This is a genomic window from Pseudomonas sp. B13(2017), assembly GCF_002113245.1.
Classification (GTDB): Bacteria; Pseudomonadota; Gammaproteobacteria; order Pseudomonadales; family Pseudomonadaceae; genus Aquipseudomonas; species Aquipseudomonas putida_Z.
Genome location: NZ_NEJX01000016.1, coordinates 123,122 through 144,382, shown reverse-complemented (window position 1 = coordinate 144,382; position 21,261 = coordinate 123,122). Strand labels below are relative to the sequence as shown.

Sequence of the window (21,261 nt, the reverse complement as noted above, 5' to 3'; positions counted from 1 at the left end):
AATCAGGCGGAAGGAGCAATCAATTGGTCAAATGCTGCCAACAGGCGGCGTAGCTCACGACTTTGCTCTGGCCGGTCGGTAAACACGGTTTCGGCCATGACCAGGATGCCGGAGGCGTTGGGCAACGGGTGGCCCAGCTCGATGATGATCTTCATTCGCGGCAGGAAGATCCATTGCAGCCACTGCTCGAAACTGAGGGTATCGACAGCGAAAGGCACCGTACTGGCCAGTGCCTCGTCGCTTGGCGGCTCGTCATCCCACCAGCCTTGCACCTGCAGCTCACGCTCGATCAGCAGCAGGTGGTCGGCAATATCCAGAATGCGCTGCTCGATCATCACGAATTGACCTGTGCCTTTTGCCGGGCCAGCGCGGCGCCGGCGCTATCACCCTGCTTCTCGCGGGCCTGGGCGATGGTGTTCCACAGCTCGGCCTGCAGGCTCGGGCGGCCATTGGCGTAAGTCAGGGCACGACGCGCCAGTTGCTCGGCCTGCGGCGCATCACCTTGCGACAGGCGCACCTGGGCCAGGCGGTACAGCACCTGCGGCTCGCGCGGCGCAATGCGCTGGGCACGCTCCAGGCTCGAGGCGGCACCGTTGAAGTCGCCACTGCCCTGCTGGGTCTTCGCGGTGGTCAGCAGCGCCAGCACCGGGCCGTCCAGCTGCTCGTCGGCCGACAGGCCACCTGCAGCGGCACTGCTACGCGGGATACCGGTTGGCGCGCTGGTGGTTTGCGGGGCACTGTTCATCGCCGCGATGTCGAAGGGTTCGTCGGCGATCGGGTTGGGGTTGGTGGTCATCGGTGCCGAAGTGACCGGCCCTGTGGTAATCGGGCCCGGGGTGATCGGCCCCGGGGTAATCGGCGAGGTGCTGATCGGCGCCGCGCCATTGGCCGCCGGGAACGTCTGGATGCCCGAAGCGCCAGCGCCCTGCGGGATCATCACGGTGACGCCGGAGTCTTCAGGCAGCGTTTGCGCCTGCGCGGTGCCCGCGTTGTAGCCACCCGCAGAGCGGTTGGCCGTCACGCGTTCGCTGTTGGACACGCGGGTGCTCGAGTCGACCACCGGAATATTGCCGCGCGGGACGCTGGCGCACCCCTGGAGCACAGCCAGCGCCGTCACGGCAGGAAACAGCCACTTGTTCACGTCACACCTCATCAATGCAGCCTGTGCTTAATTCATCCAGCCCTTGACCCAGTCCATGACCGATTCAACTGGATCCTGCTCGCCGCCACAGGTCGCGCCGGCGGGCGGTTCACTGCCGCGAATATACGGCATCTGCACCGCTCCCGGACAGCTGCCATCAGACCCATGGCCACTGTACGGGTCGATCCAGGCCTGCACCACGTTGTCCGGTTGCGGCATGTCCAGCGGCAGCGGGTCGGCCTTCTTCATGAAGCTGGTCCACACCTGCAGGGCACCTGTGGCACCGGTAAATGGCGTTTTGCCGTTATCGTCACGGCCCATCCATACCACGGCCAGCAGGTCCTGGCTGAAACCGGAGAACCAGCTGTCGCGCGAATCGTTACTGGTACCGGTCTTGCCCGCCAGGGTGAGATTGCGCGGCAAAGTGTTGTACACCGAGCGGCCGGTGCCTTCGCGCATCACCCGCTGCATGGCGTTCTGCACCAGGTAGATGGCCCCCGGGTCGAAGGTTTGCTGGATCTGGAACGGGTAGCGTTTGAGCGGCTCGCCCTCGGCGGTGAGCACGCTGCGAATACCGCGCATCGGGGTATTGAAGCCGCCGTTGGCGATGGTCTGGTACATAGTCGCGACCTGCATCGGCGACATGCCGCCGGCACCCAGCAGCATGGCCGGGAAGGCTGGCCAGTCGACATTCACACCCAGCCTGCCAATGGTCTTGATCACGTTGGGCACGCCCACATCCAGGCCGATCTTGGCAGTCGACAGGTTGTAGGAGTTGGCCAGCCCCTGGTACAGGTAGATGGTGCCATGCGGGCGGCGGTCGTAGTTTTGCGGGCGCCAGACCTGGCCGTCGGCACCTTTGACCGAGAACGGCTCGTCCTGAACCAGGCTGGTCAGGGTGTACCTGGTCGGTTGCTCCAGCGCGGTCAGGTAAACCGCCGGCTTGACCAGCGAGCCGATCGGCCGCACGGCATCGATGGCGCGGTTGAAACCGGCGAAACCGGCCTGGCGGCTGCCGATCAGCGCCTGCACTTCACCGGTTTCCGGGTTGGTCACGACCATCGCCGACTCCACCTCGTCCGCCCCCTTGCGGCCCGCCAGGCGCTTGAAGGTCTCGCTCATCGAGGTTTCGGCCTTCATCTGCAGGATCGGGTCGAAGCTGGTGAAGATGCGCAGACCTTCTTCGGTCAAGTCTTCATCGCGGTAGTCCTGGCGCAACTGGCGCTTGACCAGGTCGAGGAACGCCGGGAACGAGCTGTCGGCCAGGCTGCCGCGCTTGGTCACGCCCAGCGGCATCTTCTTCGCTGCATCGACTTCTGCCTGGCTGGCCACGCCCTGCTCGGCCACCAGGTCGAGCACCAGGTTGCGGCGGGCCAGGGCGCGGTCCGGATAGCGACGCGGGTTGTAGTAGGACGGCCCCTTGACCATGCCCACCAGCAAGGCGATCTGGTGCAGTTTCAGCTCCGACAGCGGTTGGCTGAAGAAGAACTGGCTGGCGAGGCCGAAGCCGTGCACCGCACGCTGGCCATCCTGGCCGACGAACACCTCGTTGAGGTAGGCCTCGAGGATCTCGCGCTTGTCGTAGTGCAGCTCCAGCAGTACGGCCATCATCGCCTCGGTCAGCTTGCGGCTGAGGCTGCGCTCGCTGGTGAGGTAGAAATTCTTCACCAGCTGCTGGGTCAGGGTACTGCCACCCTGGCGCATGGAACCTGCCGAGGTGTTGACCCACATGGCCCGGGCGATGGACTTGGGCGACACCCCGAAGTGGCTGTAGAAATCGCGGTCTTCCGTCGCCACCAGGGTTTCGAGCAGGTACGGCGGTACCTGGTCGATCTTGATCAGGATGCGGTCTTCGAGGTTTTTCGGGTAGATGCCGCCGATCATCAGCGGCTCCAGGCGCACTACGTCGAGCGTCTTGCCGTTGGCGCCGGAAAGGCCCGCCACGTAATCGCCGGAGAAGCGCACACGCACGAACTGCGCCGGCTCCATGCCCTCGTAGAACTGGAAGCCACGGGTATTGAGCTCGACGGTGTTGCCGTTGACTGCCGCCGCGCCCGGGCCGTTGGCCGCGCTTTCACGCCGGTAGCCGAGCGCGTCCAGCTCGGTGAGGAAGTCGTTCTTGCTCAGCTTCTGGCCGGAGAACAGCTCCAGCGGCCGGGCATACACCTTGGCCGGGATGGTCCAGCGCTTGCCGGAAAACTTTTCCTGGACGACGGCATCGAGGTAAACCGCGAAGCCGGCAACGATCACCAGGCCGACCAGGCTGAGCTTCAAAGCCCAGCCCAGCCAGGCGCGGGAGCGGCCGGTCGGGCGTTTCTGAGGGGTACGGGGATTTCGGGTTCGGGTCATGGCGGCGGATTATACGCACTTTATAAAGGCTGGGCAGACGCCCCCGGCGGTAGGCAGGGACGGCACCATTGACCATAATGGCGCATTCGAATTCCCTGCCCCCGGAAGGATTTCCCGTGAGCCAAGCCCTTATCACTGCGTTGCAGAACCCCGCCCTGTACCCTCACCCCGTGGATGGGTTCCAGCTCATCGAGACGCATATCTCCTGGGTCCTGCTCACTGGCGAGTATGCCTACAAGATCAAGAAGCCGATGAACTTCGGCTTCCTCGACTTCACCGGCCTGGACCAGCGCCAGCATTTCTGTAACGAAGAATTGCGCCTGAACCAGCGCCTGACCGACGGCCTGTACCTGGAAGTGTTGCCGATCACCGGTAGCGTCGACGCGCCGCAGATCGGTGGTGAAGGCGAAGCCATCGAGTACGTGCTGAAGATGCGCCAGTTCCCCCAGGGGCAGATGCTCAACACCCTGCAGGCCAATGGCGAACTGAACGCCGCGCACATCGACCAGATGGCCCGGCAGATCGCCGAGTTCCACCTGCAGGCCCCACGCGTTCCGGTGGAGCACCCGCTCGGCACGCCGGACAGCGTGATGGCGCCGGTGGAACAGAACTTCGAGCAGATTCGCCCGTTCCTCAGCGACAAGGCCGACCTGCAGCAACTCGACGCCCTGCAGGCCTGGGCACGCAGCAGCTTCGAGCGCCTGCATGGCCTGCTGGAAAAGCGCAAGGCCAATGGTTTCATCCGTGAATGCCACGGTGACATCCACCTGGGCAACGCCACCCTGATCGACGGCAAGGTGGTGATCTTCGACTGCATCGAGTTCAACGAACCGTTCCGCCTGACCGACGTGTATGCCGACACCGGCTTCCTGGCCATGGACCTGGAAGACCGCGGCCTGAAATGCCTGGCCCGACGCTTCATCAGCCAGTACCTGGAACTGACCGGCGACTACGAAGGCCTGGAACTGCTCAACTTCTACAAAGCCTACCGCGCGCTGGTGCGGGCCAAGGTTGCACTGTTCAGCATGCCAGCCGATGCCGATGGCGTGCAGCGCGCCACCACCCTGCGCACCTACCGCAACTATGCCAACCTGGCAGAAAGCTACAGCGCCATCCCGTCGCGCCTGCTGGCCATTACCCACGGTGTTTCGGCAGTGGGCAAAAGCCACGTGGCCATGCGCATGGTCGAGGCCCTGGGTGCCGTCCGCGTGCGTTCGGATGTGGAACGCAAACGCCTGTTCGGCGAACAGCAGCAGGCTGACGCTGGCCAGCTGAGTACCGGCATCTATGACCAGGACGCCAGTGTCGCGACCTACCAGCGCCTGCACGAGGTGGCGGCGACCGTGCTGCGAGCCGGCTTCCCGGTGGTGCTGGATGCCACCTACCTCAAGCGTGATCAGCGCCAGGCCGCGGCGGACATCGCCAGCCAGACCGGCGTGCCATTCCTGATCCTCGACTGCCATGCGCCAGATGCGGTCATCGCCAGCTGGCTGGAGCAGCGCCGGGCAGAAAACACCGACCCGTCAGATGCCACCCTGGAAGTGGTCAAGGCCCAGCAGGCCAGCCGTGAGCCGCTGAGTGCACAAGAGCTGGTGCAGAGCACCCGCGTCGATACCCAGAGTGCCGGGAGCATGGACCAAGTGATCGAGCAGATTCGCCAGCGCTTGCCTGGGCTGTAAGGTCAGCGTTTTCCTGGGCCGGCCTCTTCGCGGGCTTGCCCGCTCCCACAGGTACTGCGTCAGTCGTGAGGCTTGCAGATAACCTTGTGGGAGCAGGCAAGCCCGCGAAGAGGCCAGTGCAGGACATCTCGTCGCCCCCTATGGCAAAAGGCCGCGCATTTCCCATCCCCCGCTACACTCCTCTCTGACCTGCTCGCGATTTATCCCCCAATCCCCGTTCAGCCATCGCAAGGAGGCTCGATGAACGATGAATTGCAGCATCTGAAGAACCTTGGCAAGACCTCTGCGCAGTGGCTGCATGCAGCCGGCATCCACAGTGCATCGGATCTGCGCCGCCTGGGCGCGGTGGGTGCGTACCAGGCCGTGAAGACACGAGGGTTCCGCGCATCGAAGGTGCTGTTGTATGCCATTGAAGGCGCCCTGCTGGACATGCACTGGAACGATTTGCCGCTGGAGCGTAAAGAAGCGCTCAACCAACAACTGGATGCGAAAAGCCCTGCGCAAAAAAATCAGAAATAATTTCGGGAAGGGGATTGACGACGAAATGAGAATCGTTATGATTATCACAACTGGTCGCGAGACTGGTTGGATAAGCTAAGAGCCCCTGGTTCGGACTCTCAGATTATCTCCTCATCAGGCTAATCACGGTTATTGACCCGGCAATTTGCCGGGTCTTTTTTTGCCTCTTTGCAGCCCTGTCACCGCAGCTGCGCGCAATAGTCCTGCTCCGGCATCGCTGCCGTGTACCACACAAAATCAGCCTCGCCTGCCTCGACCTGCTCACCGACCTCTGCCAACAGCAGTACCTTGCTCTCCCCCTGCGCTTGCAGGTCAGCCAGGTGCAACGGCACACCCAGGTCCTTGCGCACGTGATAAGCCCCGGCCAGCAGCAGTGCCGGCTGCGGCGCCGCCAGCAAGCGCTCGGCCATGCGCCGGTCGCGCTGCTGCTGCACGGCCAGCATCGCCGGCAACTGGCTTTCTGGCAGCATCCCGCAATGCCCGGCACGCACATGCTCCAGCAAGGCGGCCTTGACCGTCGGCGCATTGGACCTATCGCCCGGCAACGGAGCTGGCTGCCGATAGGCCTGGCGCATCTCGCCGGGCGAGAGGTTGGCGGCCAGCACAGGCACCCGCTGCTGCAAAGCCTCAGTCACGATCGGCCCGTACAGCTGCCAATCCCAGCCTTCCTGCCAAGCCAGGGCCTTGGGCAGGTCTGCCGGCAAAGGTTGCCCCGCGAGCTTGTCCAGCAGCGGTTGCTGCTCGGGTTGCAGCATTTCCAGCAGCAGGCTGCCCTGCGCACGTTGGCCTTGCAGGGCGCGCAGCAGCCACAGCTGCAGTGCGTGATGGTCGGGGTTGTCGTGCTTCTCGCCGACCAGCACCCGGGGGGCGGCAGACAGGCGCTGCACCAGTTGCTCAGGGCTGATCAGCTGGCCATTGGCAAGATCGACGATATGCCCCAGCTCGGCATGGCTGCGCCCCTCACTGCTCTGCCAGGCGGGCAGCGGCGGCAGGCTGGCCTGGCAGCCACCCAATACCAGCACCAGGCACAGCGAGAAAGCGGACAGCAGCGGATGTCGCATGGGCAGTACCTCCATGTCATTCAACAATGTATAGGCCTGCACCGGCTCTTGTGGGAGCGGCCTTGTGTCGCGAAAGGGCTGCGGAGCAGCCCCAGCAATTTGTGCATCACTGCTGAAAATCCGGGACCGCTTTGCGGCCCTTTCGCGACACAAGGCCGCTCCCACAAAAATCGCGCACGCCTCGGCGTCTTGAATCCCCACATCAACGGGTGATGATCAGCGGATGCCCACGCTCCGGGTGCGCCTGTACCAGTACATCGATCCCGTATACCGCCTTCAACGCCGCCGGCGTCAGCACTGCTTCGGGTGCGGCAAAGGCATGGCAGCGCCCCTGCTCCAGCAGCAGGATACGGTCACAGTAGCGCGCCGCCAGGTTCAGGTCATGCAGGATCACCAGCACCGCGGCGCCACGGTCGGCAAAGCGGCGCACGGCTTCCAGGGTGGTGTGCTGGTGCAGCGGGTCGAGCATCGAGGTTGGCTCGTCGAGCAGCAGCGTGGTACCCGCCTCGCCCGGCCACAGCTGCGCCAGCACCCGAGCCAGATGCACCCGTTGCCGCTCGCCGCCAGACAACGCCAGGTAACTGCGCTCCACCAGGTGCCAGGCATCCGCCGCCTGCAAGGCCGCTTCGACGATTTCCGCATCGCGCCGCTGCCCGGTGCCATGGGGCATGCGCCCCATGCCCACCACTTCCTCGACCCGGAACGAGAACCCCAGGCTGGACACCTGCGGCAACACCGCCAGGCGCCTGGCCCGTTCCTGCCCGGCCCAGTTGGCCAGCGGCCTGCCCTGTAGCGTCACCCATCCGCGATCGGGCGCCAGCTCACCACACAGTACACCCAGCAGGCTGCTCTTGCCGGCACCGTTGGGGCCGAGCACGCCCACCACCTGCCCCGGGCTCAGCTGCAAATGAATGTCATGCAGCACTTCGTTGCTGCCCCGCCGCAAGTACAGGCCCTCGGCTTGCAACATCAGCTGCGCCCTCGTATCAGCAGGAACAGGAAAAACGGTGCACCGATAAAGGCCGTGACGATGCCGATCGGCAGCTCGGCAGGCGCCAGCAGCAGCCGCGCCGCCAAATCGGCGAACAGCATCAGCACACCGCCCGCCAACAAGGAAGCTGGCAGCACCACACGGTGATCAGGCCCGGCCAGCAAGCGCACCAGGTGCGGTACCACCAGGCCGATGAAACCGATCAACCCGGCAGCCGCCACCGCCGCACCCACGCCCAGCGCCGTGCAGAACACCAGCTCGCGCTTGAGCCGCTCCACATCGATGCCCAGGTGGCGCGCCTCCGACTCACCCAGCAGCATGGCATTCAACGCCTTGGCCCGGCGTGGCAGCCACACAGCCACGCCCGCAGCCACCAGCAGCAACGGCCACAGCCGCTGGTAACTGGCACCATTGAGGCTGCCCAGGTTCCAGAACGTCAGCGTGCGCAGCGTGGCGTCGTCGGCCAGGTAGGAGAACAGCCCCACGGCAGCACCACCCAGCGCGGTCATGGCCACACCGGCCAGCAGCATCGTGGCGACGTTGGTCTGGCCGTCGCGCCGCCCCAGACGATAGACCAGCGCAGTCACGCCCAGCCCACCGATGAAAGCACACAGCGACAACAGGTAAGGGGCAAGCACATCCGGCATGCCGCCCAGCCAACTGCCGCCAACGATGGCCACCGCCGCGCCCACCGCCGCACCGGCGGCAACCCCTACCAGCCCGGGGTCGGCCAGTGGGTTACGGAACAGCCCCTGCATGGCCACACCGGACAACGCCAGCACCGCGCCCACCGCCAACCCCAGCAAGGTGCGTGGCAGGCGGATCTGGCCGAGGATCATCTCGGCCTGCTGCAGGCCATCAGCGGCAATGGGCAGCCCCAGCAGGCGCAGGCCGGCACGCAGGGTATCGAACAGCGGCAGGCTGACCGGCCCCAGGGCCAAAGACAACCACACCGCCAGCAGGCACAACAGACTCAGGCAAACGAACAGCGTGCGTGGCTGGACACGTTGCTTCATAGGGCGAGGCTGGCCTTGGCAGCCGGATAGAAGGTGGCCGCAAGCAACTGCAGTGTTGCCGGCAGGCGTGGCCCGAGCCCGCCGACCAACAGCGTCGGGTCAAGCGATACCAGGCGTTTCTCGCGCACGGCGCGCGAGGCCGCCAGCGCGGGGTTTTCTTTCAGCAACGCCTGCAAGGCCTGCTCATCGGCCAGCGCCCGGTCGGAAAACACGATCACATCCGGGTCCAGCGCCGCCAGTGCTTCGCTGGAGAAATTCTTGTAGCCCTGATGTTCTGCCAGGTTGCGCCCGCCTGCCTGGCTCAGCAGCCAGTCACCGGCAGTACCCTGCCCGGCGATCAGCGGCTTGGCCCCGGCATGCCCGACCAGCAGCAACACCCCTGGCGCCTTCTGCTCCGCCCGGGCCTGCCTGACCTTGGCCTGCAAGGCATCGAGCTGCTGGTGGTAGCCCGACGCCAAGACCGCGGCCTGCTGTTCTGCGCCCAGCAACTGCCCCAGGTGCTTGAGGTTTTCATCCACCGCCGCCAGTTCGGCCTTGCTGGAGAACAGTTCGACCCGCACGCCAGCCTTGCGGATTTGCGCCAGTACCGGTGGCGGCCCCATTTCCTCGGTGCCCACCAGCACATCCGGGCGCAGGCTGAGAATGCCTTCCGCAGACAGCTGCCGCTGGTAGCCGACACTGGGCAGTGACTTCAGCGATGGCGGATGCTGGCTGGTGGTGTCCACACCCACCAACCGCGCTTCACCACCCAGCGCGCTGATCCATTCGCTCAGTGCCCCACCAGCGCTGACCCAACGCTGCGGCAGCTCGGCCGCCGGGGCCTGGGTGGAGAGCACAAGGCTCGCGCACAGGGCGAGCAAGGCGACGGGACGGCGCATCATCGGGTTCCTTCTGCAGGCGGGCCGCGCGCCTTGTGGCGGGCGACAGAACTGCGCACCATAAGCAGCCGGGCGCAGCGAATGCGGGCAATTTGATAATTATTCGCATTGATGCGTCAAGCCACCACCTGTTTCACGAGTCGTCCTTGCCATGCACTTCCTTTGTACCTCCCACGGCCTGGCCGAAGGCCAAAGCCGCGCCTTCAGCGTAGACGGCATCGAACTGTTCGGCGTACGCCGCCAGGGCCAGGTGTACCTCTACCGCAACCGTTGCCCGCACCGCAGCATCCCGCTGAACTGGGCGGAAGATGCGTTTCTCGATGACAGCGCCAGCCTGATTCACTGCGCCCATCATGGCGCGCTGTTCCTGATCGAAAGCGGCGAATGCGTGGCCGGGCCGTGCGAGGGCGAGCAACTGCAGGCCCTGGGCTGCCACGAGGACAGCCAGGGCATCTGGTTCAAGGGGTAAGCAGCACCGGCAGGCGGCGGTCGATGACGATGCCTTCGGCGTCCAGGCGCGTGCCGTAGGCCAGCACCTCCACCCCGTTCGCCACCGCCGCGCGCAGGGCCTGGGCATAGGCCGCATCGATTTCCTCGGCCGGGCGCACCGCATCGATACCGGTCAGGTTCACGCAATACAGCTGCACCGCCCGCACGCCCTGCCTGGCCAGCTTCGCCAGCTCGCGCAGGTGTTTGGCACCGCGCTGGGTCACCGCATCAGGGAAGGCCGCGACCGTGCTGTCTGGGTAGCCCAGGGTCACGCTCTTGACCTCGACATAGGCCGGGGCACCGTCGAATTCCAGGCGAAAGTCGATGCGGCTGCCTTCCTCGCCGTAGGCCACTTCACGCCTTAGAGCACTGAAGCCGGCCAGTTCGGCGATGATGCCGGCACGCAGGGCCTCTTCGACCAGCGTATTGGCCCGCCCGGTATTCACACAGGCCAGCCGCCCCTGCGGGGTTTCGCTGATTTCCCAGGTGCCCGGGAGCTTGCGCTTGGGGTCGTTGGAGCGGCTGAACCACACCTGCCCGCCTTCTCGCATGCAGTTGAGCATGGAGCCGGTGTTGGGGCAGTGGATGGTCAGTTGTTCGCCGCCGGGCAGTTCGATATCCGCCAGAAAGCGTTTGTAGCGGCGCAGCAGGCGGCCCTGTTCGAGTGGGGGATGGAATTGCATCAGCCTTGCCAACTCCGCAGGCCGCGGGCAATCCGTTGTACCGCCTCTTCCAGGCGCGGCAGGCTTTGGGTGTAGGCAAAGCGCACATGGTGGCCGGCCAGGTGACGGCCGAAGTCCAGGCCCGGGGTGAAGGCCAGGTGCTCGGTCTCCAGGAAGTGCCGGCAGAAGGCGAACGCGTCACCGCCAAAGGCACTGATGTCGGCATACAGGTAGAACGCCCCCTGCGGCTCGACGGCAATGCGGAAGCCCAGTTCGCGCAGGGCAGGCAACAGGTAGTCGCGGCGGCGGGCGAACTCGGCGCGGCGCTCCTCGAAAATGGCCAGGGTCTCGGGCTGGAAACACGCCAGCGCGGCATGCTGGGCCATGCTTGGCGCACTGATGTACAGGTTTTGTGCCAGCTTCTCCAGGTCGGCCACCGCGCCAGGAGGCGCCACCAGCCAGCCGAGGCGCCAACCGGTCATGCCGAAATACTTGGAAAAACTATTCAGGACGAATGCCGAGTCGTCCACTTCCAGCACGCTGGGTGCGTCCATGCCATAGGTCAGCCCGTGGTAGATCTCGTCCACCACCAGGTGGCCATGCCGTTCGCGGGTGGCGCGAGACAGGCCGGCCAGCTCGTCACGCCCCAGCACGGTGCCGGTCGGGTTGGCCGGCGAGGCGACCAGGGCTCCAACCGTGTCCTTGTCCCAGTAGCGGTCGACAAGGTCGGCGGTCAGCTGGTAATTCACGTCCGGGCCCACCGGCACCAGCTGCGCCCCGCCCTCGACCAGGCGCAGGAAGTGGCGGTTGCACGGGTAGCCTGGGTCGGCCAGCAGCCAGTGCTTGCCTGGGTCTACCAGCAAGCTGCTGGCCAGCAGCAACGCACCGGAGCCACCCGGGGTGATGAGGATGCGTTCAGGGTCGACACTCAGGCCGTAACGCTGGCCATAGAACCCGGCAATGGCTTCGCGCAGTGCCGGCAGGCCGCGTGCGGCGGTGTAGCGGGTGTGCCCGGCGGCCAATGCTGCCTGGCCGGCGGCAACGATGGGCGCGGCCGTGGTGAAGTCCGGCTCGCCGATTTCCAGGTGGATCACGTCGTGCCCGGCCGCCTGCAGCTCGTTGGCCCGGGCCAGCAGCGCCATGACGTGGAAGGGTTCGATGGCGCGGCTGCGCGCACTGTAGGGGTGGGCCATGACCTTCTCTCAATTGGGTCTAAACTGGAGATTCTACCTCTGCACGCCACCGAACGTGCGGCTCGCGCCGCTGTCAATTACCAGGATCGGGCGGGGTAGCGCACCCCCGATCTATCTGGTAAGTTCGGCGGCTCGCAGTCGCAGGGCCGGCGGGTGCCGGAGATGGAGCAGCCTGCGCATTGGATCAGATGAGTGAGAGGCGGTCTATTCATGTCCACCGTAGAAAAGCAAAAAGCCCAGACCATGTACGGTGTCGAGCCCTACGTAGAAACCAAGGGTGAAGAGTACATGGGCGAGCCCATGAAAAAGCACTTCACCAAGCTTCTCGGCGCCTGGAAGCAAGAGCTGATGAACAGTGTCGACCGCACTGTGGACCACATGAAGGACGAGGCAGCCAACTTCCCCGACCCGGCCGACCGTGCCAGCCAGGAAGAAGAATTCGCCCTGGAGCTGCGCAACCGCGATCGCGAGCGCAAGCTGATCAAGAAAATCGACAAGACCCTCGACAAGATCAAGGCCGACGAGTACGGCTGGTGCGAATCGTGCGGCATCGAGATCGGCCTGCGTCGCCTGGAGGCCCGCCCTACTGCCGACCTGTGCTTCGACTGCAAGGAAATCGCCGAGAAAAAGGAAAAGACGGTCGGCAAAGGCTGATCTTTCTTTCCACCTGAACGGGGCGCATCATGCGCCCCGTTTCATTTATATGCCCAGCCTGACCATGACCGAATCAAGCTACATCGGGCGTTTCGCCCCCACCCCCAGCGGCTTCCTGCACTTCGGCTCGCTGGTCGCAGCCCTCGCCTCCTGGCTCGATGCCCGCGCCGTGAACGGCCGCTGGCTGCTGCGCATGGAAGACACCGACCCGCCTCGGGAAATGCCCGGTGCTCGCGATGCCATCCTGCAGACCCTGGAGCGCTACGGCCTGGAGTGGGACGGCGAAGTGGTGTTCCAGAGCCAGCGGCACGATGCCTATGCCGCGGTGGTCGACCGCCTGTTCAACATGGGCCTGGCCTACGCCTGCACCTGCTCGCGCAAGCAGCTTGAGGGTTACAACGGCATCTACCCGGGCCTTTGCCGCAACGCCGGGCATGCTCGGGAAGGCGCGGCGATCCGCCTGCGCGTGCCAGAGCTGATCTACCGCTTTACCGACCGCGTGCAGGGCGAGTTCCAGCAGCACCTGGGGCGTGAAGTGGGCGATTTCGTCATCCAGCGCCGCGACGGGCTGTATGCCTACCAGCTGGCGGTGGTACTGGACGATGCCTGGCAAGGTGTTACCGACATCGTGCGTGGCGCCGACCTGCTCGACAACACCCCGCGCCAGCTGTACCTGCAAGAGTTGCTGGGCTTTTCGCAGCCGCGTTACCTGCATATTCCGCTGATCGTGCAGCCGGACGGGCACAAGCTGGGCAAGTCGTACCGCTCGCCGCCGCTGCAGGCGGACCAGGCGACACCGCTATTGCTGCGGGCGTTGCGGGCGCTGGGGCAGGAAGCAGACCCCGAGTTGTTGCTGGCAACGCCGGCGGAGGTATTGGCGGTAGCTCGCAAGCAGTGGCGGCCCGAGGCGATTGCACAGCGGACCACGGTGCCAGAGGCTGATTTGCGCTGAGACATTACCGGCCCTATCGCCGGCAAGCCAGCTCCCACAGGTACAGCGCAGCACTCAGATCCTGTGGTGATCCTGTGGGAGCTGGCTTGCCGGCGATAGGGCGAGAACAGGCAACCCACCCCTCAAAAACAAAAGCCCAATAAATTCAACCTCTTGGCGAACACTATGGATTCCCGCTAGCATCCGCCCAGCCATTTGCGCCAATAATAAGTCCAAGCCCGCAGCGCCCAACCATCGAGGCCAGCATGTACATCTATCGTTTGGTCCTGCTTCTGGTCGTGGGGATCTACCTGTTCTCCCCGGCCATCATGGACTGGTGGATCGAACCGACCGGAGCCTGGTATCGCCCTTACCTGCTCTGGCTGATCCTGATCGTCGTCACCTTCATCCTGCAGAGCCAACGAGATGCCGATGAGCTTTAGCCTGACCCAGATGATCCTGATCAGCGTCGCGTACCTCATGGTGCTGTTCGGCGTGGCCTGGATCAGCGAGCGGGGGTTGATCCCGCGCTCGATCATTCGCCACCCGCTGACCTACACCCTGTCGCTGGGCGTGTACGCCAGTGCCTGGGCTTTCTATGGCTCGGTGGGCCTGGCCTACCAGTACGGCTACGGCTTCCTTGCCTGTTACCTGGGGGTGTCCGGTGCGTTCCTGCTGGCGCCGGTGCTGCTCTACCCGATCCTCAAGATCACCCGTACCTACCAGCTGTCCTCGCTGGCCGACCTGCTGGCGTTCCGTTTCCGCAGCACCTGGGCCGGGGCGCTGACCACCATCATCATGCTGATCGGCGTGCTGCCCTTGCTGGCCCTGCAGATCCAGGCGGTGGCCGACTCGATCAGCATCCTCACCGGTGAACCGGTCAAGGCACGGGTGGCCTTCGCCTTCTGTGCGCTGATCATCCTGTTCACCATCTTCTTCGGCTCGCGGCACATCGCCACACGCGAAAAGCACGAAGGGCTGGTGTTCGCCATCGCCTTCGAGTCGGTGATCAAGCTGCTGGCCCTGGGCGGTATCGGCCTGTACGCCCTGTATGGCGTGTTCGGCGGCCCGCACGAACTGGAAGTGTGGCTGCTGCAGAACCAGACCGCCCTGGCGGCTCTGCATACGCCGCTGCAGGAAGGCCCATGGCGCACCCTGCTGCTGGTGTTCTTCGCCTCGGCCATCGTCATGCCGCACATGTACCACATGGCCTTCACCGAAAACCTCAACCCGCGCTCGCTGGTCAGCGCCAGCTGGGGCCTGCCGCTGTTCCTGCTGCTGATGAGCCTGGCCGTGCCGCTGGTGCTGTGGGCCGGCCTGCGCCTGGGCGCCACCACCAACCCCGAGTACTTCACCCTGGGCCTGGGGCTTGCCGCCAACAACCAGGCACTGGCGCTGCTGGCCTACGTCGGCGGCTTGTCGGCCGCCAGCGGGTTGATCATCGTCACCACCCTGGCGCTGTCGGGCATGGCCCTCAACCACCTGGTGCTGCCGCTGTACCAGCCGCCGGCCGAAGGCAACATCTACCGCTGGCTGAAATGGACCCGCCGCGCGCTGATCGTCGCCATCATCACCGCCGGGTTCATGTTCTACCTGACCCAGAACAACCATCAGAGCCTGGCCAACCTGGGCATCGTCGCCTTCGTGGCCACGTTGCAGTTCCTGCCGGGCGTGCTGTCGGTACTGTACTGGCCGACTGCCAACCGCCGTGGCTTCATCGCCGGCCTGCTGGCCGGCACCCTGGTGTGGATGGTGACCATGCTGCTGCCACTGCTGGGCAACCTGCAGGGCTTCTACATCCCGCTGCTGGACATGATCTACGTGCTGGACGACACCAGCTGGCACATGGCGGCCATCGCCTCGCTGGCGGCCAACGTGCTGTTGTTCACCCTGATCTCGCTGTTCACCAACGCCAGCAACGAAGAGGTCAGCGCCGCTGAAGCCTGCGCGGTGGACAACGTGCGCCGCCCGCAACGCCGCGAACTGCACGCCGCCTCGCCACAGGAGTTCGCCACCCAACTGGCCAAGCCGCTGGGCGCCAAGGCCGCACAGAAGGAAGTGGAACAGGCCCTGCGCGACCTTTACCTGCCATTCGACGAGCGCCGCCCCTATGCCTTGCGCCGCCTGCGCGACCGTATCGAGGCCAACCTGTCCGGCCTGATGGGGCCGAGCGTGGCCCAGGACATGGTCGAGACCTTCCTGCCGTACAAGTCCGGTAACGAGAACTACGTGACCGAGGACATCCACTTCATCGAAAGCCGCCTGGAAGACTACCACTCGCGCCTGACCGGCCTGGCCGCCGAGCTCGACGCCCTGCGCCGCTACCACCGCCAGACCCTGCAGGAACTGCCCATGGGCGTCTGCTCGCTGGCCAAGGACCAGGAAATCCTGATGTGGAACAAGGCCATGGAAGAGCTCACCGGCATCGCTGCCAAGCACGTGGTCGGCTCGCGCCTGGTCACCATCAGCGAACCCTGGCGCGGCCTGCTGCAAGGCTTCATCAACGTGCCCGACGAGCACTTGCACAAGCAGCGCCTGGCGCTGGACGGCCAGCCGCGCTGGCTGAACCTGCACAAGGCGGCCATCGACGAGCCGCTGGCCCCGGGCAACAGCGGACTGGTGCTGCTGGTAGAGGACCTTACCGAAACCCAGGCGCTGGAAGACAAGCTGGTGCACTCCGAACGCCTGGCCAGCATCGGCCGCCTGGCCGCCGGCGTGGCGCACGAGATCGGCAACCCGATCACCGGCATCGCCTGCCTGGCGCAGAACCTGCGCGAGGAGCGTGAGGGCGATGGCGAAATCATCGAGCTGTCCAGCCAGATTCTCGAACAGACCAAGCGGGTATCGCGCATCGTCCAGTCGCTGATGAGCTTCGCCCATGCCGGCGGCAGCCACCAGAACAGCGAAGAGCCGGTATGCCTGGCCGAAGTGGCGCAGGACGCCATCGGTCTGCTGGCGTTGAACCGGCGCAATTTCGAAGTACAGTTCTTCAACCTCTGCGACCCGGAGCACTGGGCCGAAGGGGACCCGCAGCGCCTGGCCCAGGTGCTGATCAACCTGCTCTCCAACGCCCGCGACGCCTCGCCTCCCGGCAGCGCCGTGCGCGTGCGCAGCGAAGTCAGCGAGCACACCGTCGACCTGATCGTCGAGGATGAGGGCAGCGGGATCCCGAAGAACATCATGGACCGCCTGTTCGAACCCTTCTTCACCACCAAGGACCCGGGCGAAGGCACCGGACTGGGGCTCGCTCTGGTCTATTCCATCGTGGAAGAGCATTATGGGCAAATCACCATCGACAGCCCGGCCGATATCGAACGGCAACGTGGCACCCGGATCCGCGTGACCCTGCCCCGGCATGTCGTAGCGACGTCCCCTGAAATTCGAGACCGTCGAGAGAATTGAATCAATGCCGCACATTCTGATCGTCGAAGACGAAACCATCATCCGCTCGGCCTTGCGTCGCCTGCTCGAACGGAACCAGTACCAGGTCAGCGAAGCCGGCTCGGTGCAGGAAGCCCAGGAACGCTTCAGCATTGCCACCTTCGACCTGATCGTCAGCGACCTGCGCCTGCCAGGCGCGCCCGGCACCGAACTGATCAAGCTCGGCCAGGGCACCCCGGTGCTGATCATGACCAGCTACGCCAGCCTGCGCTCGGCGGTAGACTCGATGAAAATGGGCGCGGTGGACTACATCGCCAAGCCCTTCGACCACGACGAGATGCTGCAAGCGGTGGCGCGTATCCTGCGCGACCGGCAGAACGCCCCGGCTGCCGCACCGGCGGCCGAGCCACGCGCCACCAATGGCAAGGCCGCCCCGGCCGACAAAGGCAGCGCGGCAGCCGCCAATGGCGAAATCGGCATCATCGGCTCGTGCCCGCCAATGCAGGACATGTACAGCAAGATCCGCAAGGTCGCGCCCACCGACTCCAACGTGCTGATCCAGGGCGAGTCGGGCACCGGTAAAGAGCTGGTCGCACGCGCCCTGCACAATCTGTCGCGTCGGGCCAAGGCACCAATGATTTCGGTGAACTGCGCAGCCATCCCCGAGACACTGATCGAGTCCGAGCTGTTCGGCCACGAGAAAGGCGCGTTCACCGGCGCCAGCGCCGGGCGCGCTGGCCTGGTGGAAGCTGCCGATGGGGGTACCCTGTTCCTCGACGAAATCGGCGAACTGCCGCTGGAAGCCCAGGCCCGCCTGCTGCGCGTGCTGCAGGAAGGCGAGATTCGCCGGGTGGGTTCGGTACAGTCGCAAAAGGTCGATGTACGCCTGATCGCCGCGACCCACCGCGACCTGAAGAACCTGGCCAAGGCCGGCCAGTTCCGTGAAGACCTGTATTACCGCCTGCACGTGATCGCCCTGAAACTGCCTGCCCTGCGCGAGCGCGGCAGCGACGTCAACGAGATCGCCAGCGCCTTCCTCGCCCGCCAGAGCGCGCGCATCGGCCGCGACGACCTGCACTTCTCGGCCGAAGCCGAGCAGGCCATTCGTCACTACAGCTGGCCGGGTAACGTGCGAGAGCTGGAAAACGCCGTTGAGCGTGCGGTGATCCTCAGCGAGAGCGCAGAAATTTCCGCCGACCTGCTGGGCATCGACATCGAGCTGGGTGACCTGGAGGAGGACGAAATCCTCGACAACGCCCTGGTCGTGGCCAGTTCGGCGAATGCCAGCCATGAGCCGACCGAGGACCTGTCGCTGGAAGACTACTTCCAGCACTTCGTGCTCGAGCACCAGGACCACATGACCGAGACCGAACTGGCCCGCAAGCTCGGGGTCAGCCGCAAGTGCCTGTGGGAGCGCCGCCAGCGCCTGGGTATCCCGCGGCGCAAGAGCAACGCTACCAGCGAGTAAGCGCGCTGCCTGGGCGGGAGGCTCCTCCTGCCCCTATCTACAACCTCTCCGTCCTCTTCGCAGGCACGCCCGCTCCCACAGGAATTTCACTGCCCTAAAGGGTGGTGCAACCCCTGTGGGAGCGGGCGAGCCCGCGAAAGGGCCGGCAAAGCCAGCGCACACACCCCAGGTAACACAACAGCCCCCGCAAAAATCTGTTACCCAAGCTTTCCGCCGTAACAGTTCCCGAGGCGTACGGTAACGAAATTTCGACATTTTCGACCGCTGAAAAACTGCTCGCCACCTCCAACCCCTTGATTTTACTGGGTTTGCAAAAGTTGGCACGGCACCTGCTATATGTCTGGTACAAGAACAATAACAAGCACTGCAACTCAGAATAAGAACAAGACGAAACGGCTCACGCACAATAAAAACAAGACGGCGGAGGCGCAGCTAACTGATTCTTTTGGAGAGGATGCGTGTTTGGGGCTTGCCCCACAACCAGGCAGAGAACAATAAAAACTGCACTAAAAAGCAGCGCCTGAACTGGTTGGATCGACAGATCAACGTGACATCAGCGACCAAAGCAATCCGTTTGCTCTTAACCCCTGGATTGGGGGTCGTCCATAAGCTTCGAGATTTGTGGACAGGGCACTCAACAAAAACAAGAAGCCCAGCAAAAAAACAATAAGAGCACGCAACGACTTCTTGGGGAGCTTAGGCTCCCCTTGTCGTTTCTACCCTTCCGGCATGCATCCTGCTACCCGCCTACACCATTCCTTGAGTAAATGCTAGAATCCCCGCCCATCATGCGGCCATTCTCCTATTCTTGGCCGAACATTCCTTCAAACAGTGCATCCCATGCTGAAGAAGCTGTTCCAGTCGTTCCGCCCGCCCGTACCGGGCCCGCACCACAGGCGCACCACGCCTGAGGTGATCAACAAGAGCCAGCACTCGCTGCAACGCCACCAGTTCAGCCGCCATGCGGTGAACATCGTGGAACGCCTGCAGAGCGCCGGTTACCAGGCTTACCTGGTCGGTGGCTGTGTCCGCGACCTGATGCTGGGCATCACGCCGAAAGACTTCGACGTCGCCACCAGTGCCACCCCCGAACAGGTCCGTGCCGAGTTCCGCAACGCGCGCATCATTGGCCGCCGCTTCAAGCTGGTCCACGTGCATTTCGGCCGTGAGATCATCGAAGTCGCCACCTTCCGCGCCCACCACTCGGAAGACGACCAGGGCGACAGCCACCGTTCGTCGCACAATGCCAGTGGCCGCATCCTGCGTGACAACGTGTACGGCACCCTGGAAGAGGACGCGCAACGTCGCGACTTCACCATCAACGCCCTGTACTACGACCCGGTCAGCGAGCGCATCCTCGACTACGCCAACGGCGTGCACGATATTCGCAACCGCCTGCTGCGCCTGATCGGTGACCCTACCCACCGCTACCAGGAAGACCCGGTGCGCATGCTGCGCGCGGTGCGTTTCGCCGCCAAGCTCGACTTCGGCATCGAAAAGCACACGGTCCAGCCGATCCGCGAGCTGGCCCCACTGCTGCGCGAGATTCCGCCAGCGCGCCTGTTCGAAGAGAGCCTCAAGCTGTTCCTCTCCGGCCAGGGCGCCATCGTCTTCGAGATGCTGGTCGACCTGCAGTTGTTCGAGCCGCTGTTCCCGGCCAGTTCGCATGCCCTGGACGAGCGCCCGACCTACACCCACACGCTGATCAGCCAGGCGCTGAACAACACCGACCTGCGCGTGAAGCAAGGCAAACCGGTAACCCCGGCCTTCCTCTTCGCCGCGCTGCTGTGGCCAGCCCTGCCGGCCCGCGTGCTGCACCTGCAGAACCAGGGCGTGCCACCGATCCCGGCCATGAACGGTGCGGCCCACGACCTGATCGCCGAGCAATGCGCACGCATCGCCATCCCCAAGCGCTTCACCCTGCCGATCCGCGAGATCTGGGACATGCAGGAGCGCCTGCCACGCCGCAGCGGCAAGCGCGCCGACATGCTGCTGGACAACCCGCGCTTCCGTGCCGGCTACGACTTCCTGCTGCTGCGCGAAAGCGCCGGGGAAGAAACCGACGACCTCGGCCAGTGGTGGACCGACTACCAGGATGCCAACGACAGCGAGCGCCGCGAGATGATCCGCGAGCTGGGCAGCCGTGACGAAGGCACCGGCGCCGGCCCGCGCAAACGCAAGCGTAGCGGTGGCAAGCGCAAGCGCAGTGGCGACGAGGCGTTCGAGTGAGTACCCGCGCCTATATCGGCCTGGGCAGCAACCTGGACGCACCTGCCGAGCAGCTGCGCAGCGCCTTGCAGGCCCTCGACCAGGTCGAAGCCACGCGCCTGGTGGCGGCCTCGGCCCTGTACACCAGCGATTCGCTGCTGCCCGGCCAGCCGCGCTATACCAACGCCGTCGCCGCCCTGGACACTGCCCTGCCACCGCTGGCCCTGCTCGATGCACTGCAGGCCATCGAGAACGATCAGGGCCGCGTGCGCAAGGAACGCTGGGGCCCGCGCACACTGGACCTGGACATCCTGCTGTTCGGCGACCAGGTACTCGATGAGCCGCGCCTGAAAGTGCCGCATTACCACATGCATGCTCGGCCTTTCGTGCTGTACCCGCTGGCGGAACTGGTACCGGGCGATTTCCGCCTGGCCGACGGCCGCGCCCTCGCGCAACTGCTCGACGACTGCCCGTTCGTCGGCCTGGAACGCCTGTAAACCGGGCGTTCCAGCCTTGCACACTGGCGCGGTAACGCCAGTAACACCCTGATCGTAACAATGCGGTAACAGGGTGATTGACTTCCCCAACCTCGCTCACGACTATAGGCGTCCCGTGTGGCACCAAAGTGCCGCATACCCGTA

The 21,261-nt window shown here is 64.7% G+C and carries 19 protein-coding genes; 10 read left to right on the top strand and 9 right to left on the bottom strand.

Annotated features, from left to right (window positions below; all coding sequences use genetic code 11):
• Positions 1–2: 2 nt before the first annotated feature.
• The 3 genes from CAG44_RS20150 to mrcB are packed head-to-tail and all read right to left on the bottom strand — an operon-like array spanning position 3 to position 3,490.
• Positions 3–335, bottom strand: coding sequence for a YqcC family protein (locus CAG44_RS20150; RefSeq protein WP_025340674.1), 333 nt, complete (start codon positions 333–335; stop codon positions 3–5).
• On the bottom strand, positions 335–1,153 hold the full coding sequence (locus tag CAG44_RS20145) for a M48 family metallopeptidase (protein ID WP_085692858.1): 819 nt from the start codon (positions 1,151–1,153) through the stop codon (positions 335–337). The genes CAG44_RS20150 and CAG44_RS20145 overlap by 1 nt, the downstream gene beginning before the upstream one ends.
• A 15-nt stretch (positions 1,154–1,168) precedes the next feature.
• Positions 1,169–3,490: a penicillin-binding protein 1B gene (gene mrcB / locus CAG44_RS20140; protein ID WP_085591736.1), complete on the bottom strand. Its 2,322-nt coding sequence runs from the start codon at positions 3,488–3,490 to the stop codon at positions 1,169–1,171.
• Between the two features lie 116 nt (positions 3,491–3,606).
• On the opposite strand from mrcB, the gene CAG44_RS20135 reads away from it, so the two are divergent.
• Positions 3,607–5,169: a bifunctional aminoglycoside phosphotransferase/ATP-binding protein gene (locus CAG44_RS20135; RefSeq protein ID WP_085692857.1), complete on the top strand. Its 1,563-nt coding sequence runs from the start codon at positions 3,607–3,609 to the stop codon at positions 5,167–5,169.
• A 240-nt stretch (positions 5,170–5,409) separates the two neighbouring features.
• Positions 5,410–5,688, top strand: a complete 279-nt coding sequence (locus CAG44_RS20130) for a TfoX/Sxy family protein (protein ID WP_013974260.1) — start codon at positions 5,410–5,412, stop codon at positions 5,686–5,688.
• Between the two features lie 179 nt (positions 5,689–5,867).
• On the opposite strand, the gene CAG44_RS20125 is transcribed toward CAG44_RS20130, so the two are convergent.
• The 4 genes from CAG44_RS20125 to CAG44_RS20110 form a co-directional block, all read right to left on the bottom strand.
• Complete coding sequence (locus tag CAG44_RS20125; RefSeq protein WP_085692864.1) at positions 5,868–6,749, bottom strand: ChaN family lipoprotein; 882 nt, start codon at positions 6,747–6,749, stop codon at positions 5,868–5,870.
• A 202-nt stretch (positions 6,750–6,951) separates the two neighbouring features.
• Entirely contained in the window at positions 6,952–7,719 is a 768-nt protein-coding gene (locus tag CAG44_RS20120; protein ID WP_085692856.1) for a heme ABC transporter ATP-binding protein, read from the bottom strand.
• Positions 7,719–8,702 carry an iron ABC transporter permease gene (locus CAG44_RS20115; RefSeq protein WP_162276790.1) on the bottom strand — a complete coding sequence of 328 codons (984 nt, stop codon included), beginning with the start codon at positions 8,700–8,702 and terminating at the stop codon, positions 7,719–7,721. Before CAG44_RS20115 ends, CAG44_RS20120 begins: the two co-directional genes overlap by 1 nt.
• 50 nt (positions 8,703–8,752) lie before the next feature.
• Positions 8,753–9,637, bottom strand: a complete 885-nt coding sequence (locus CAG44_RS20110; RefSeq protein WP_085692855.1) for a hemin ABC transporter substrate-binding protein — start codon at positions 9,635–9,637, stop codon at positions 8,753–8,755.
• 148 nt (positions 9,638–9,785) lie between these two features.
• Between CAG44_RS20110 and CAG44_RS20105 the strand changes: the two genes are divergently transcribed.
• The gene (locus CAG44_RS20105; protein WP_025340682.1) at positions 9,786–10,103 is read left to right on the top strand and encodes a Rieske (2Fe-2S) protein; all 318 of its coding nucleotides are present in this window, start codon (positions 9,786–9,788) and stop codon (positions 10,101–10,103) included.
• Here CAG44_RS20105 and sfsA read toward each other — a convergent pair.
• Both sfsA and CAG44_RS20095 read right to left on the bottom strand, forming a co-directional pair.
• A complete protein-coding gene (sfsA, locus tag CAG44_RS20100) occupies positions 10,093–10,806 on the bottom strand; it encodes a DNA/RNA nuclease SfsA (protein ID WP_085692854.1) in 714 nt (237 codons plus the stop codon). The genes CAG44_RS20105 and sfsA overlap by 11 nt on opposite strands.
• Positions 10,806–11,978 (bottom strand): pyridoxal phosphate-dependent aminotransferase, encoded by a 1,173-nt coding sequence (locus CAG44_RS20095; RefSeq protein WP_075046415.1) that lies wholly within the window; start codon positions 11,976–11,978, stop codon positions 10,806–10,808. The genes sfsA and CAG44_RS20095 overlap by 1 nt, the downstream gene beginning before the upstream one ends.
• A gap of 210 nt (positions 11,979–12,188) precedes the next feature.
• Between CAG44_RS20095 and dksA the strand changes: the two genes are divergently transcribed.
• The 7 genes from dksA to folK all read left to right on the top strand — a co-directional run bounded on the left by dksA (position 12,189) and on the right by folK (position 21,117).
• Positions 12,189–12,632 (top strand): RNA polymerase-binding protein DksA, encoded by a 444-nt coding sequence (gene dksA, locus CAG44_RS20090; protein WP_025340685.1) that lies wholly within the window; start codon positions 12,189–12,191, stop codon positions 12,630–12,632.
• A gap of 64 nt (positions 12,633–12,696) precedes the next feature.
• On the top strand, positions 12,697–13,584 hold the full coding sequence (gluQRS, locus tag CAG44_RS20085; protein WP_084785353.1) for a tRNA glutamyl-Q(34) synthetase GluQRS: 888 nt from the start codon (positions 12,697–12,699) through the stop codon (positions 13,582–13,584).
• 245 nt (positions 13,585–13,829) lie between these two features.
• Entirely contained in the window at positions 13,830–14,006 is a 177-nt protein-coding gene (locus CAG44_RS28310) for a hypothetical protein (protein WP_003250005.1), read from the top strand.
• Positions 13,990–16,965 carry a sensor histidine kinase gene (locus CAG44_RS20080; protein WP_178076923.1) on the top strand — a complete coding sequence of 992 codons (2,976 nt, stop codon included), beginning with the start codon at positions 13,990–13,992 and terminating at the stop codon, positions 16,963–16,965. Before CAG44_RS28310 ends, CAG44_RS20080 begins: the two co-directional genes overlap by 17 nt.
• Before the next feature lie 4 nt (positions 16,966–16,969).
• Positions 16,970–18,412 carry a sigma-54 dependent transcriptional regulator gene (locus CAG44_RS20075; RefSeq protein WP_013974271.1) on the top strand — a complete coding sequence of 481 codons (1,443 nt, stop codon included), beginning with the start codon at positions 16,970–16,972 and terminating at the stop codon, positions 18,410–18,412.
• A gap of 840 nt (positions 18,413–19,252) precedes the next feature.
• Positions 19,253–20,641, top strand: a complete 1,389-nt coding sequence (locus CAG44_RS20070) for a polynucleotide adenylyltransferase PcnB (RefSeq protein ID WP_015271847.1) — start codon at positions 19,253–19,255, stop codon at positions 20,639–20,641.
• Positions 20,638–21,117 carry a 2-amino-4-hydroxy-6-hydroxymethyldihydropteridine diphosphokinase gene (folK, locus tag CAG44_RS20065; protein ID WP_013974273.1) on the top strand — a complete coding sequence of 160 codons (480 nt, stop codon included), beginning with the start codon at positions 20,638–20,640 and terminating at the stop codon, positions 21,115–21,117. The genes CAG44_RS20070 and folK overlap by 4 nt, the downstream gene beginning before the upstream one ends.
• Positions 21,118–21,261: the final 144 nt, after the last annotated feature.